The sequence below is a fragment of the Pseudomonas batumici genome (genome assembly GCF_036585405.1).
Taxonomy (GTDB): domain Bacteria; phylum Pseudomonadota; class Gammaproteobacteria; order Pseudomonadales; family Pseudomonadaceae; genus Aquipseudomonas; species Aquipseudomonas batumici.
Genome location: NZ_CP144470.1, coordinates 6,501,550 through 6,515,455 on the forward strand (window position 1 = coordinate 6,501,550; position 13,906 = coordinate 6,515,455).

The following is a 13,906-nucleotide window of genomic DNA, read 5'->3' on the forward strand; positions in this document are numbered from 1 at the left end:
CTTCAAGCGCCGACGATCAACTCGATCCGGCAACCCGGCTGGGCATCGCGCACCTCAAGGCTCATGTCATGCAGCCGGGCCACCGCCGCCACCATGCTCAAGCCCAACCCGTTGCCCGCCGTATGCCGGCTGGATTCGGAGCGGTACAGCCGGCGGAACACCGCCTCGCGCTCGGCCTCGGGAATGCCCGGGCCATTGTCGACCACGCACAATCCGCTGCGGCCCGGGGTATCCAGCACCAGCACCTGCACCCGGCTGTGATCGGGGGAGAACTTGATGGCGTTGTCCAGCAGGTTGCAGGTGGCGTCGAACAGCAACTGCGCATCGCCGAAGATCAGGCAGGGCGCGGGCGAGCTGCTTAAGGTCAGCTCGATGCCACGCTCTTCGGCCAGCGGCTCGAAGAACTCGGCGGCGTCGGCGGCGATGCGGTTCAGGTCGATCTCGGCAAAGCTGCTGCGGCGGGCACTGGCTTCGATCTCGGAGATCCGCAGCAAGGCGCGGAAGGTCGACAGCAGGCCCTGGGCGTCCTCGATGGCGTTGTCGATGGCCACCGCATATTCCTCTTCCCGCAGGTCACGCCGCCGGGCCCGCTCCAGGCCGGCGAGCAAGCGGGTGAGGGGAGTGCGCAGGTCGTGGGCGATATCGTCGCAGACACCCTTGACCTCGCTCATCAGCCGCTCCAGTTCGTCGAGCATCTGGTTCACCACCGTGGCGATACGGTCGATATCGTCGCGGTTGCCGCGGGTCGGCAGGCGTTCGTTGAGGTCGCCCTTGACGATGCGCTCGATGGCGCGGGTCAGTACGTCCAGGCGGCGGCGCGCCGAGTAGCCCAGCCCGACCGCCCCGAGCAGTCCCACCACCAGCAGCAGCGCGCCGCCGGAGACCATCGCGTTGACCAGCAACTCGTCGAACTCGCGGATGTCATGGATATCCTGGGCCACCATCAGGGTCTGGCCATTGTCCAGGCGATGCATCATGAAGCGGATCGGCCGATCCTTTCTGCGGGTTTTTTCCCAGAAGAATTCGTTGGGTTTGTCATAGCCCTTGAAGGCCGGCATTTCACTGATCTCCCCGGCAATCAGCTTGCCCTGGGCATCGTAGAGACCATGAGGGTAGCGCCCGTCGATGTCCTGTTCGGCGTGCTTGCGGATTTCCGCCAGGCGCAGGTCGTCGGGCTGCGCGCTGCGGTTGTCGATCTGGCGATAGAGTGCCGTATCGACCTCGGCCATCAGGTAGCCGGCGGTCTGCCAATAGAGGTAGCCGAACAGCGCCAGGAACGAGCAACTGAACAGCGCCAGGGACATCAGCGCCGTACGGAAGCTGATGGTCCGGGGGATTTCACGCAGGTGAACGGAGAACATAGCCGGCCCCGCGAATGGTATGGATCATCGGTTCCTCGCCTTCACCATCGACCTTGCGACGCAGACGGCCCATGTGCACTTCGATGACATTGGTCCGTTCGTCATAGGCGTAGTTCCACACGGCCTCGAACAGCATGGTCCGCGTCACCACCTGCTCGGCGTGCTGCACCAGGTATTCGAGCAGGGCGTATTCCCGGGGCAGCAGCTCGACCAGGCGTTCGCCGCGCTTGACGCTGCGCTTGAGCAGGTCCAGCTCCAGGTTACCGACCCGCAGGCGGTTGGCCCGCTCCTCGCTGGGGGCGACCCGGCGGCGGCTCAGGGCATCGAGGCGGGCGGTCAGTTCGATGAATTCGAAGGGCTTGGTCAGGTAGTCGTCGCCGCCGGCCCGCAGGCCGCGAACCCGCTCGTCCAGCGCGCTGAGGGCACTGAGGATCAGCACCGGCGTGGCGATGCCCGAGGCGCGCAGGGCGGTGAGCATGCCCAGGCCGTCGAGGGCGCCGGGCAGCATGCGGTCCAGCACGATGACGTCGTAGCTGTCGCTGATGGCGCGCACCAGGCCGTCCCGGCCATTATCGACGTGGGTGACGTCGAAGCCGTGGTCTTGCAGGGCTGCTTCGATCTCCCGAGCAGTGGCGGGGTCGTCCTCGACGACCAGTACATGGGTCATGGGCACTTCGCAGGATGAGAGAGGATGGTAGTCTTGCACGGATCCCGGGTTAGCCAGGCTTGCCGGCCAATCGTGGTTTCCTTTTCGACCGGCATAGTGTGCCAAACCGGGTTTATCTGAAAGGTCGCGTCAATATGAAAAAAAGTTTAGCTGAGTCAGTGCGGAGCCGGTCTTGAGAATTCTGGTCATCGAGGATGACGCCCGGGCGGCCAGTTACCTGGTGCGTGGACTCAACGAAAGCGGGCATGTCGCCGATACCGTGGACGATGGCCGCAGTGGCCTGGACATGGCCCTGGAAGGGATCTACGACGCCTTGATCGTCGATCGCAAGCTGCCGGGGATGGACGGTCTCGCGCTGGTCCAGGCTCTGCGGCGCCAGGGCCTGCGCACCCCGGTGCTGATGCTCAGTGCCCTGGATTCCACCGCCCAGCGGGTCGAAGGGTTGCGCGCCGGTTGTGACGATTACCTGGCCAAGCCCTATGCCTTCGTCGAGGTGCTCGCCCGACTGGAGGCCTTGCAGCGTGGCCGTGACCCGGTGGCGGGGCTGTCGCGCACCTTGCGGGTGGGGAGCCTGCAACTGGACTGCGCCTCGCGCACCGCGACCCGGGAAGGGCAGGTCATCGTCCTGCAGCAGCGCGAGTCGCTGATCCTGGAAAAGCTCATGCGCCACTGCGATGAGGTGGTGACCCGCGGCATGTTGCTGGAAAGTGCCTGGGACTATGACTTCGACCCCATCGACAACGTGATCGATAAACACATCTACCGGTTGCGACGCAAACTGGACGCCGGCTTCAGCCACTCGCTGATCCAGACCGTGCCGGGGGTGGGTTACCGCCTGGTTCGGGACGACGAGGCTTCCTAAACTAAAATTTAGCTTTGGAGGAACGGGACGCCAGCCTCTGCCTGATAGCTTCGGAACCTGATCGATGGCTCTGCCACACAGGTTCTGGAGATACCCCGTAGATGTTGTTCACGCCGAGATTCGAGGCTTTTCATCCACCCCATGCCCCGGGCCGACTGTTTCGTGCCCTGGCCCTGGCCGGCTTGACGCTGCTGGGCGGCTGCTCGCTGGTGCCGGGCTACCAGACACCGGCCTTGCCCCTGGCCCCGCAGTGGTCGGCCAAGGATCCGTCCGCGACCTCGGCCGATGCTGCGGGCGGGGCCTGGTGGCGAGAGTTCCACAGCGCCGAACTCGATGGCCTGATTGCCCGTGGTCTGAACGACAACTACACGCTCAAGGCCGCCGTGAGCCGGGTCGACCAGGCCCGAGCCATCGCCCAGGTGGCCGGGGCCGGGCAATACCCCAACCTGTCCCTGGGCGGTAACTACCAGCGCCAGGACAACTACGGCACCACGAAAAAATCCAGCGTCTTCGCCCAGGCCACCTACGAGGTGGACTTCTGGGGCAAGCAGCGGGCTACTGCCGATTCCTCCCAGGCCCTGGCCAACGCCAGCCAGTTCGATGCCCAGACCCTGCGCATGACCCTTGGCGCGAGCATCGCCGACACCTATTTCCAGGTGCTTTCGCTGCAAGAGCGCGTGCGCCTGGCCCAGTCCATCGCCGCCGACGCCAGCCAGGTCCTCGACCTGGTGCAGGTGCAGGCCAGCCAGGGCGCGGTGTCGAACCTGGAAGTCGAACAGCAGCGCAATGCCCAGCAAACCTTCCAGGCCGCCGTGCCGCTGCTGCAGCAGCAACTCGACGCGGCGCTGTACCAACTGGCGATCCTGGTCGGCGCGCCGCCTGAAGGCTTCAAGGTGCAGCAGGCCGGGCTCGATGCGCTCCAGGTGCCGCAACCCAAGGTCGGCCTGCCGGTCGGTCTGGTACGTCAGCGCCCGGATATCCAGGCCGCCGAGGCCCGCCTGATCTCCGCCAATTTCGACGTCGGCGTGGCCCGGGCGGCGTTCCTGCCCAACCTCTCGCTGGATCTGCTGGGCGGTATCGACACCCTGGCCGGCGGGCATATCTGGAGCATCGTCGGCAGCCTGGCCCAGCCGGTGTTCAGCGGCGGGCAACTGACCGGGCAACTGCATGCCGACCAGGCCCATGTGCAGGAACTGACCGCCAGCTATCGCGAATCCATCATCGAAGCCTTGCGCGACGTGGAAACCCAGCTCAGTGCCGCGCGGCAACTGGACCAGGCCTATACCCTGAACCAGTCCGCCGTCGACTCGGCCCGCGAGGCCGCGCGCCTGGCCCAGGTCCGCTACCGGCTCGGCTCCACCGATTTCCAGACGCTGCTGGTGGTCGAGCGCACCCAGTACCAGGCCGAAGACAGCCTGTTGCAGGTCCGCCTCCAGCATCTGCAGGCCGCCGTCGGTCTGTTCCGCGCCATCGGCGGCGATTTCGGCGCACCGACCCTGTCCGCCGTCACACCTTCTTCCCCCTCTCAGGTCCCTCAGTCATGAAGCACTTACCCCAGGCGCTCTCCCAACACCGTCGTCTGCGCCTCGGCCTGCTGGTCGTGGCCATGCTCGGCGCCTCGTTGTTGATCAAGGCCCAATGGATCGATCGCGCCCAGGCGGCACCGGCAGCCCCCGCCGACAGCGCCATCCCGGTGGTGATGCAGGCGGCCGGGCAAAAGGACCTGCCGATCTGGATCGACGCCATCGGCAATGTCCAGCCGCTGAACACCGTCAATGTGCGGGTGCGGGTCGACGGTGAGCTGCAGAAAGTCCTGTTCAGCGAAGGCCAGATGGTCAGCGCCGGCAGTCAGTTGGCCCAGATCGATCCACGGGTTTACCAGGCCCAGGTGGCCCAGGCCCAGGCCCTGGTCAGCAAGGACCAGGCACAGCTTGCCAACTTGAGGGTCAACCTCGACCGGGCCACCAAGCTGGCGGCGGCCAAGGCCGGCCCGACCCAGGACGTCGACACCTACCGGGCCCAGCTGGCGGCCCAGCAGGCCACGGTCCAGGCCGACCAGGCGGCGCTGGACAATGCCCGGCTGCAACTGGCCTTCACCCGGATCGACGCGCCCTTCACCGGCCGTACCGGGCAACGCCTGCTGGACGTCGGTTCGATTGTCCACGGTGCCGACGCCACGGGCCTGGTGACCCTGACGCAGATGGACCCGATCTCGGTGGCCTTCTCGGTGTCCCAGGACGACCTGGCGCGGATCCTCAAGGAAAATGCCGTGGCGCCCCTGCAGGTGTTCGCCATGAGCCGCGACGGCCATCAGCAGTTGGCCAGCGGCTACCTGAGTTTCATCGACAGCCAGGTGATCGCTGCCAGCGGGCAGATCCAGCTCAAGGCGCAATTTCACAATGCCGGCCAGCAACTCTGGCCAGGCCAACTGGTGGGCGCGCGCCTGCTGGTGAATACCCAGAAGGCCGCCACCGTGGTGCCGGCCAATGCCGTGCAGCAGGGGCAGAAGGGCGACTTCGTCTACGTGGTCAATGCCGATCAGCGGGTCGAACCGCGGCAGGTCACGGCGGCGACGGTGGTCGACGGCCAACAGTGGATCAAGGACGGCCTGGCACCGGGTGAAATGGTGGTGGTCCAGGGCCAGTCGCGGATCGCCCCCGGGCTCAAGGTCAAGCCGGTGGGCCTGGACTCGGCCCCGGCCGCTCCTGAGCTGGCGTCGACCGCCGGTGCCGGAGGCAAGCCATGAACCTGCTCGCCGGTCTGATCCAGCGCCGCACCGGCCTGTGCCTGCTGGCCCTGGGGGTGATGCTGCTGGGCATCGTCGCCTATTTCCAACTGCCGGTGGCGCCGTTGCCGACGGTGGACTTTCCCACCATCCAGGTCACCGCCAAGCTCTCCGGGGCCAGCGCCGAAACCATGGCGACCTCGGTGGCGACGCCGCTGGAGCGAGCCTTCGCGGCGGTGCCACAGGTCACTTCGATGACCTCCTCGAGCTCCTCGGGCAAGACCCAGATCGTCCTGCAGTTCGACCTGTCGCGTAATATCGACGGCGCGGCCCAGGACGTGCAGACGGCGATCAACACCGCCAGTGCCACCTTGCCGAAAACCATGACCAGCGCGCCGACCTTCAACAAGGTCAACCCGGCGGAGTTCACCGTGCTGTCCCTGGCGCTGACCTCGCCGACGCGGACCTTGCCGGAGCTGGACCGCTACGCCGACAACTACCTGGCCCAGCGCCTGTCGCAGATGCCGGGCGTCGGCCTGGTGGATTTCCATGGCGAGCAGAAGCCGGCGGTGCGCATCCAGATCGACCCGGATGCCCTGGCGGCGCGCGGCCTGACCCTGGAAGAGGTGCGCAGCATCGTCGGCCTCAGCACCCTGGATCAACCCAAGGGCAACCTCAACGGCGAGTACCGCTCGCTGACCCTCGATGCCACCGACCAACTGCTCGACCCCAAGGGCTATCGCGAGATGGTGGTGGCCTACAAGGCCGGGGTACCGATCAAGCTCGGCGACCTCGGCCGGGTCGTCGACGGCGCCGAGGACACCCAGCAGGCCGCGGGCATCGACGGCCAGCCGACGGTCATCGTCGACATCCACAAGCAGCCGGGCTTCAACGTGCTGTCGACCATCGCCAACATCAAGGCCAGCCTGCCGAACCTGACTGCGTCCTTGCCCCGGGACGTCCAGGTCCAGGTGGTCGGCGACCGGACCCAGACCATCAACGCCTCGGTCAACGACGTGCAGTTCACCTTGCTGCTGTCCATCGCCCTGGTGGTGGTGGTGATCTTCGTCTTCCTGCGCAAGGCTACCGCGACCCTGATCCCGACCTTGACCATCCCGCTGTCGCTGGTGGCGACCTTTGCGGTGATGTACCTGCTGGGCTACAGCCTGGACAACCTCTCGATCATGGGCCTGGCGATTGCCGTCGGCTTCGTGGTGGACGATGCCATCGTGGTGATGGAAAACATCGTCCGCCACCTGGAGATGGGCAAGTCACGGATCCAGGCGGCGGTGGACGGTTTGCGCGAGGTGGGGTTCACCATTGTCTCGATGACCGTGTCGCTGATCGCGGTGTTCCTGCCGATCCTGTTGATGGGCGGCATCGTCGGGCGGCTGATGCGTGAGTTCGCGGTCACGGTCAGCGTGGCGATCCTGATGTCCGGCATCGTCTCCCTGACGGTGACGCCGATGTTGTGCGCCTGGTTGCTCAAGCCGGAACACGATTCGCGTCCGAGCCGTTTCGGCGATGCCTGCGAGGCGGTCTACAACCGGATCCACGAGGGCTATCGGCGCAGCCTGGAGTGGGTGCTCGATCACCAGCGCCTGACCCTGGCGGTGGCGGTGGCCACGTTCGTCGCCACGGCCATGCTCTACCTGTATATCCCCAAGGGCTTTTTCCCGCAGCAGGACACCGGCCTGGTCCAGGGCGTCGCCGAAGCCGCCTCGGACATTTCCCCGGTTGCCATGCGCCAGCAGGTCGCCCGCCTGGCCGATATCGTCAGCGCCGACCCGGCGGTGGCCAAGGTGTATTTCTGGATCGGCCCCAACCCGACGGTCAGCCAGGGCAAGGTGATGGTCAACCTCAAGCCGTTCGACCAGCGCAGCGCCAGCGCCCAGCAGGTGATCGCGCGGTTGCAGCCGGCGCTGGACAAGGTGCAGGGTATCAAGCTGTTCCTGCAGGCCAACCAGGATATCCAGATCGGCGGCCGGGCCAGCAAGACCCAGTACCAGTACACCCTGCAGGACCCGGACAGCCAGGAGCTGGACCATTGGAGCGGCGTGTTGCTCGAACGCCTCAAGCAGTTGCCGCAGTTGCGCAACGTGACATCCGACCAGCAGCGCGCCGCGCCCCAGGCCACCTTGGTGATCGACCGGCCATCGGCGGCGCGCCTGGGGGTCAACGTGCAGGCGATCGACGATGTGCTCTATGACGCCTTCGGCCAGCGCCAGGTCGCGACCATGTTCACCCAGCTGGACCAGAACCACGTCATTCTCGAACTCGATCCGCACTGGCAGATGTCCATCGAGACCCTCAAGCACCTGTACGTGCGTTCGACGACGGGGGCGATGGTGCCGCTGGACATGCTGGCCAGCATCCGCAACGAGCTGGCGCCGATCATCATCAACCACCAGGGCGTGTTCCCGGCCATTACCCTGTCGTTCGACCTGGCTCCCGGCCAGGCCCTGAGCGATGCGGTCAACGCCATCGAGAAGGCTTCGCTGGCGGTGGGCCTGCCCGACACCGTGTCGGGAAGTTTCCAGGGCACCGCCCAGGCGTTCAAGGACTCGCTCAAGTCGCAACCCTGGCTGATCCTGGCGGCGATCCTGACGGTCTATATCGTCCTCGGGGTGCTGTATGAAAACGCCATCCACCCGCTGACGATCATTTCCACCTTGCCTTCGGCCGGCTTCGGCGCCTTGCTGGCGTTGATCATCTGCGGGCAGGACCTGTCGGTGCTGGGCATGATCGGGATCATCCTGCTGATCGGGATCGTCAAGAAGAACGCGATCATGATCGTCGACTTCACCCTGGAGGCCGAGCGCGGCGGCATGGCGCCGCGGGAGGCGGTGCATGAGGCCTGCCTGCTGCGCCTGCGACCGATCCTGATGACTTCGCTGGCGGCGTTGCTCGGTGCCGTGCCGCTGGCGTTCGGCCACGGCGCGGGCTCGGAATTGCGCCAGCCCCTGGGGATCGCCATTGTCGGCGGCCTGGCGGTTTCGCAACTGCTGACGCTCTACACCACGCCGGTGGTCTACCTGTGGTTCGACCGGTTGCGCGGGCAGAAAAAGACCCGCGGCGAGGGCGAGCCGGATGGGATTCAAGCGAGGAGTGAGTCGACGCTAAGCGCGCAGAAATGAAATCGGCGTGAAAGCCCGGTCACGAAAACGGAGTGTTCGTGACCGGGTGGTCATTCGTCGGAACCTTGGGTCAGCGTCTGCGAATTTTTGTCGGTCGGCTACTCTCAATGTTTTTGAAGCCGCCGGGTGTTTTCCCTGGTGGGGATCGATGATGTCGAGCAGGAGATGGCCATGAAGGACGCGTACATTTACGACAACGGGGATGAGTTTCCGATCAACAATCGGCTGCGTTGCGGCCAGACGGCTTATGTGGCGGAGTTTGGCGGGGAGCCGCCAGTTGAAGAGTCCTCGGCCAAGGCGGTGAAGCCCGTGTCGACGCTGCTGGTCAAACAACCCTATTTTCCTAAAGCCAAACCGCGCCTGAACAAGCAGGCCTGACCTTGTACTTGTAGGAGCCGAGCTTGCTCGCGATGGAGGTCAACGATAACGCGGGGTATCTAATACCCCGCGGTGCCTGGACGACCATCGCGAGCAAGCTCGCTCCTACATCGATCGCAGTGTTTTCAGCGTCGCGGTTTCAGCGCCGACGCAAACTCTGCTCCATCCGGCTGATGCCTTCCTCCAGCAACGCCCGCGGGCAGCCGAAATTCAAGCGGACGAACTGCTGGGCGTCGTCGGCGAATTCGACCCCGGCGCTCAACCCCACCTTGGCCTCTTCCAGGAAGAACCGGTACGGGTCCTCCAGGCCCAATGCGCTGCAATCCAGCCAGGCCAGGTAAGTGCCCTGCATCGGCTGCAGGACCACGCCCGGCAGGCGGGTCGCCACGGCGTGTTGCAGGTAGTCGCGGTTGGCCTGCAGGTACTCGATCAGGGCCTTGAGCCACGCTCCGCACTCGGTGTAGGCGGTGCAGGTCGCTTCCAGCCCCAGGACGTTGACGCTGTCGACCATCCCTGCGCGGGCAGAGTTGAAGCGTTCACGCAGCGCCGGGTCCTGGACGATGGCGTAGGCGGTCTTCAAGCCGGCGATGTTATAGGCCTTGCTCGCCGACATCAGGGTGATGCTGTGCTTGGCGATCTCGGGGCTCAGCGAGGCGATCGGCACATGGCGACGGCCGTCGAAGCAGAGGTCGGCGTGGATTTCGTCGCTGATGATCAGCGCACCCTGTTCCAGGCAGATGTCCGCCACCTGTTGCAGTTCTTCCCGGGGGTAGACCTTGCCCAGCGGGTTGTGCGGGTTGCTCAGCAGCAGCGCGCCGCCACCCTGCAAGGCGTCGCGCAGGGCGCTGAACGGTGTGACGTAGTCACCCCGGGCATCGCGGTCGAACGCCAGCTCGACTTTCGGCAGGTTCCAGTGGCCTGGCGCCAGGCGCAGCGGGCGGTAGTTCGGTGTCTGCACCACGACGTTCTGGCCCGGTTGCACGAAGGCGCGCAGGGCCATGTTGAAACCCGGCTCGACCCCCGGCAGGAAAATCAGCTCCTGGGGCTGCACCCGCCAGGCGTACTTGGCCCAGAGGTCGGCGACGATGGCCTGGCGCAGGGTGTCCTGGGCCACGCTGTAACCCAGTTGCGGATGTTCCAGGCGCTTGTGCAGGGCCTGGGTGATCGCGTTCGCCACCGGCAGGTCCATGTCGGCCACCCACATGGGCAGGACATCGGCCGGGTAGCGGCTCCATTTGGTGCTGCCGGTGTTGTGGCGGTCGATCAGCGTGTCGAAATCAAAGGTCATGCTGGCGGTAAGTCTCGAAAGAAATCCCCGAAGTCGTCGGGTGTTCGTGGCCTGAAAGGCGGTGGCGGGCAGGGGCCCGGCTTACGTCGTCCGGGACGCCCAGTCTATCCGTTCGCGTCGTCCGGTGGCATGTCCTGATCGGCTTGGACCACGCGATTGCGCCCGCTTTCCTTGGCCCGGTAGAGAGCCTGGTCCGCTTCCTTGAGCACCAGCGCCACGGTCTTGCGCGCCTGGGGCCAACTGGCCACGCCCAGGGACACGGTGACCGGGATGCCGTTCGGGCTTTCGGTATAGGCCATCGCCGCGCGCAAACGCTCGGCCACCTGGATCGCCTGGCTCGGTGGGGTACCGGGCAACAGCATCAGGAACTCCTCGCCGCCGTGGCGGCAGAGCACGTCGCTTTCCCGGGAGTGGCGGCGCATCTGCTGGGCCAGGTGTTGCAGCACCAGGTCGCCGGCGCTGTGCCCGTAGCTGTCGTTGACCTGCTTGAAGTGGTCGATGTCCAGGGCGAGTACCGAGAAGGGCTGCCGGCGGTTTTCCCAGTCTTCGAGGATCAGCTGCAGGCCGCGTCGGTTGGTCAGGCCGGTCAGCGGGTCGGTGACGTTTTCCTGATTGAGCCGGCCCAGTTGCTGGTGCAGCGACATCAGGGCCTTTTGCATGGCGTTCTTGAGCTGGGCCGCCTCGTAATACCAGGCCCTCACCTTGCTGACCGACTGGGCGGCGGTGGAGGAGCCCCAATACTGGGTGGAGTTGGCCAGTTGCCAGAGGGGTTTGGTGATCAGCGTCGAAATCCACCAGATGCCCAGCAGCGACAGCAGCAACAGCGGCACGGCATAACCGGCGACCTCCAGCATCAGTCGTTGCAGGCCCTCCAGGGTGATGGCGGTGGGGCGCTGGCTGATCACGCCCCAGCCGATTCGCGGCACCGGCGCATAGCCGGTGAGCATGTCGATGCCCTGGGAGTTGTTCAACCGCAGGCTGCCGGTCTGGCCGGCGATCACGGCATCGATGGCCGGGTTGCCCTTGACCACGTCGCCCACCCGCGTCGGGTCCTGGTGATAGATCAGCCGGCCCTGGGTGTCGACCACATAGAGGTAGGTGCCGTCGCGGTAATACTGTTCGCCCAGCAGCGAGTGCAGGATGTTTGGTTCGTTGAGGTAGATCCCGGCGCCCAGGTAGCCGAGGTAGTTGCCGTCGGCGTCGAAGACCGGATGCGAGATCTGGATCATCAGGTGGTTGCTGGAGCCGATATAGGGCTGCGAGATATTCGGCTGGCGCCGCGAAGTGGCCTGGCGAAAGCCTTCGCTGCTGGAAAAGGTGCCCGTCAGGTTCATGTAGCTGGGGGATGCCGCGATGATCTTGCCGTCCGCGCGGATGACCGTCACGGAGTTGAAGCTGTTGGTCTCGCGGCGCAGCCGGTGGGTCTCCTGCCACAGTTTTTCGGGCTGGTCCCAGATTTCGGGGAGCAGGGCGGCGCTGAAGGCCAGTTGTTGCTGGGTCAACTTGAGGAAGTTCTCGGTGGTGCTGGCCAGCTTCACGGCATAGATCCGATTGGCTTCCAGGGTCTGGGCCATCAGGAAGTTGCGCTGGGTCTGGTAGCTGGCGAAGAAAAGGTTACCGGCGGTCAGGGTGACGACGGAAAGCGACAGCAACAGGATCAAGCGGCGGAGGTCGATGCGTGGCATGGATTTCTTATGAAAATGATGGCGAGGCCGGGCAGCCTATTGGCAATGATAGATCAGAGCGCCCGGCAGCCCTAGCCCAGGCATGAAAAACCCGTGCCAGCACTGACCTGTAGGAGCCGGCAAGCCGGCTCCTACAGGTTTGAACCGCACCGCCTGGGGGCTTCAGAAGATGTAGTCGGTGGTCAGGAACGTCGACTCGCGGTGACGGATGATATCGCTGATCAGCGCCTTGTTGCCGTCCTGGAACCGGGTTGCCACCAGGGTGCGGATCGAGAACACCCGCAGCGCATCGTGCACCGAGAGCGTGCCTTCGGCCGAGTTCTTGCGCCCGTTGAACGGGTAGGTGTCCGGGCCACGCTGGCACTGGGCATTGATGTTGATCCGCCCGACCTGGTTGGCGAAGGTGTCCACCAGCCGGCCGACCTGGGCGGGATCGGTGCCGAAAATGCTCAACTGCTGGCCGAAGTCCGACTCCAGCACGTAGTCGATCACGGTTTCCAGGTCACGGTAGGGCACGATGGGTACCACCGGGCCGAACTGCTCCTCCTGGTACACGCGCATCCCGGCATTCACCGGGTAAAGCACCGCCGGATAGAAGAACGAGGCCCGGGTCTGGCCACCCCCGGGATTGATCACCGCGGCCCCCTTGGCCTGGGCATCGGCCACCAGGGCATTGAGGTAGTCGACCTTGCCGGCTTCCGGCAGTGGCGTCAGGGACACGCCGTTTTCCCAGGGCATGCCCGGTACCAGGCTGTGCACCTTGCGGTTGAATTTCTCGATGAAACCTTCGACCACGTCCTCATGCACGAACAGGATCTTCAGCGCGGTGCAGCGCTGGCCGTTGAACGACAACGAACCGGTGACGCACTCGTTGACCGCGTTGTCCAGGTCGACCTCGGGCAGCACGATGGCCGGATTCTTCGCATCCAGGCCCAGGGCGGCGCGCAGGCGGTGAGGCCGGGGATGGAGTTTCTTCAGGTCGCTGGCGGCCTTGTTGGTGCCGATGAAGGCGAAGATATCGATCTTGCCGCTGGCCATCAGGGCGCTGACGGTTTCCCGGCCGCTGCCATAGATCACGTTGATCACCCCGGCCGGGAAGCTGTCGCGGAAGGCTTCCAGCAGGGGACGGATCAGCAGTACGCCGAGCTTGGCCGGCTTGAACACCACGGTATTGCCCATGATCAGCGCCGGGATCAGGGTGGTGAAGGTTTCGTTCAGCGGGTAGTTGTAGGGGCCCATGCACAGCGCCACGCCCATGGGCACGCGGCGGATCTGGCCGAGGGTGTCCTGCTCCAGCTCGAAGCGGCTGGAGCGGCGGTCGAGTTCCTTCAAGGCGTTGATGGTGTCGACGATGTAGTCGCAGGTGCGGTCGAATTCCTTCTCGGAATCCTTGAGGTTCTTGCCGATCTCCCACATCAGCAGCTTGACCACCGCCTCGCGCTGCTCGCGCATGCGCCGCAGAAAGGCTTCGACATGCTGGATGCGCTCGGCCACGCGCATTGTCGGCCATTCGCCCTGGCCGCGGTCATAGGCCTGGACCGCGGCGTCGAGGGCGCCGAGGGCGGTCTCGGCATCCAGCAGCGGGGTGCTGCCGAGGATCACCTGTTCATCGCCGCTGGCGGTGGCGAGGTACACCGGGCTGCGCACCTGAGCCAGCGGGCCGTGCCAGGTGCGCAAGGTGCCATTGACCAGGTATTCGCGCTGTTCCAGCTGGCCTTCGAAGCGATATTTTTCCGGAATGTCCGCGGCGGCGGGGAACAGTGAGTCGAGCAGCTGCTGGTCGGTCATGAGGCTATCACCCTG

10 protein-coding genes are annotated in these 13,906 nt (G+C 65.2%); 5 read left to right on the forward strand and 5 right to left on the reverse strand.

Going from position 1 to position 13,906, the window contains the following annotated elements; translation table 11 throughout:
* Positions 1-2: 2 nt before the first annotated feature.
* Together NUH87_RS29970 and NUH87_RS29975 are read right to left on the reverse strand one after the other, a co-directional pair.
* The gene (locus tag NUH87_RS29970; RefSeq protein WP_338523888.1) at positions 3-1,361 is read right to left on the reverse strand and encodes a sensor histidine kinase; all 1,359 of its coding nucleotides are present in this window, start codon (positions 1,359-1,361) and stop codon (positions 3-5) included.
* Positions 1,339-2,028 carry a response regulator transcription factor gene (locus NUH87_RS29975; RefSeq protein ID WP_040067502.1) on the reverse strand — a complete coding sequence of 230 codons (690 nt, stop codon included), beginning with the start codon at positions 2,026-2,028 and terminating at the stop codon, positions 1,339-1,341. The genes NUH87_RS29970 and NUH87_RS29975 overlap by 23 nt, the downstream gene beginning before the upstream one ends.
* A 172-nt stretch (positions 2,029-2,200) precedes the next feature.
* On the opposite strand from NUH87_RS29975, the gene NUH87_RS29980 reads away from it, so the two are divergent.
* The 5 genes from NUH87_RS29980 to NUH87_RS30000 all read left to right on the forward strand — a co-directional run bounded on the left by NUH87_RS29980 (position 2,201) and on the right by NUH87_RS30000 (position 9,130).
* A complete protein-coding gene (locus NUH87_RS29980) occupies positions 2,201-2,890 on the forward strand; it encodes a response regulator transcription factor (RefSeq protein WP_338523889.1) in 690 nt (229 codons plus the stop codon).
* A gap of 101 nt (positions 2,891-2,991) precedes the next feature.
* Positions 2,992-4,434, forward strand: coding sequence for an efflux transporter outer membrane subunit (locus tag NUH87_RS29985; protein WP_338523890.1), 1,443 nt, complete (start codon positions 2,992-2,994; stop codon positions 4,432-4,434).
* Positions 4,431-5,636 (forward strand): efflux RND transporter periplasmic adaptor subunit, encoded by a 1,206-nt coding sequence (locus NUH87_RS29990; protein ID WP_052451184.1) that lies wholly within the window; start codon positions 4,431-4,433, stop codon positions 5,634-5,636. The genes NUH87_RS29985 and NUH87_RS29990 overlap by 4 nt, the downstream gene beginning before the upstream one ends.
* Positions 5,633-8,752: an efflux RND transporter permease subunit gene (locus NUH87_RS29995; protein WP_338523891.1), complete on the forward strand. Its 3,120-nt coding sequence runs from the start codon at positions 5,633-5,635 to the stop codon at positions 8,750-8,752. Before NUH87_RS29990 ends, NUH87_RS29995 begins: the two co-directional genes overlap by 4 nt.
* A 171-nt stretch (positions 8,753-8,923) precedes the next feature.
* A complete protein-coding gene (locus NUH87_RS30000; protein WP_338523892.1) occupies positions 8,924-9,130 on the forward strand; it encodes a hypothetical protein in 207 nt (68 codons plus the stop codon).
* 139 nt (positions 9,131-9,269) lie between these two features.
* On the opposite strand, the gene NUH87_RS30005 is transcribed toward NUH87_RS30000, so the two are convergent.
* The 3 genes from NUH87_RS30005 to NUH87_RS30015 all read right to left on the reverse strand — a co-directional run bounded on the left by NUH87_RS30005 (position 9,270) and on the right by NUH87_RS30015 (position 13,891).
* A complete protein-coding gene (locus tag NUH87_RS30005) occupies positions 9,270-10,418 on the reverse strand; it encodes a PatB family C-S lyase (RefSeq protein ID WP_338523893.1) in 1,149 nt (382 codons plus the stop codon).
* A gap of 104 nt (positions 10,419-10,522) precedes the next feature.
* Positions 10,523-12,103: a sensor domain-containing diguanylate cyclase gene (locus NUH87_RS30010; protein WP_338523894.1), complete on the reverse strand. Its 1,581-nt coding sequence runs from the start codon at positions 12,101-12,103 to the stop codon at positions 10,523-10,525.
* Between the two features lie 162 nt (positions 12,104-12,265).
* On the reverse strand, positions 12,266-13,891 hold the full coding sequence (locus NUH87_RS30015) for an NADP-dependent glyceraldehyde-3-phosphate dehydrogenase (RefSeq protein WP_338523895.1): 1,626 nt from the start codon (positions 13,889-13,891) through the stop codon (positions 12,266-12,268).
* Positions 13,892-13,906: the final 15 nt, after the last annotated feature.

Bases quoted from the DNA above. Each gene is read 5' to 3' on its own strand.
- NUH87_RS29970 (WP_338523888.1), bottom strand. From the start codon at position 1,361: ATGTTCTCCGTTCACCTGCGTGAAATCCCCCGGACCATCAGCTTCCGT.
- NUH87_RS29975 (WP_040067502.1), bottom strand. From the start codon at position 2,028: ATGACCCATGTACTGGTCGTCGAGGACGACCCCGCCACTGCTCGGGAG.
- NUH87_RS29985 (WP_338523890.1), top strand. From the start codon at position 2,992: ATGTTGTTCACGCCGAGATTCGAGGCTTTTCATCCACCCCATGCCCCG.
- NUH87_RS29990 (WP_052451184.1), top strand. From the start codon at position 4,431: ATGAAGCACTTACCCCAGGCGCTCTCCCAACACCGTCGTCTGCGCCTC.
- NUH87_RS29995 (WP_338523891.1), top strand. From the start codon at position 5,633: ATGAACCTGCTCGCCGGTCTGATCCAGCGCCGCACCGGCCTGTGCCTG.
- NUH87_RS30000 (WP_338523892.1), top strand. From the start codon at position 8,924: ATGAAGGACGCGTACATTTACGACAACGGGGATGAGTTTCCGATCAAC.
- NUH87_RS30005 (WP_338523893.1), bottom strand. From the start codon at position 10,418: ATGACCTTTGATTTCGACACGCTGATCGACCGCCACAACACCGGCAGC.
- NUH87_RS30010 (WP_338523894.1), bottom strand. From the start codon at position 12,103: ATGCCACGCATCGACCTCCGCCGCTTGATCCTGTTGCTGTCGCTTTCC.
- NUH87_RS30015 (WP_338523895.1), bottom strand. From the start codon at position 13,891: ATGACCGACCAGCAGCTGCTCGACTCACTGTTCCCCGCCGCCGCGGAC.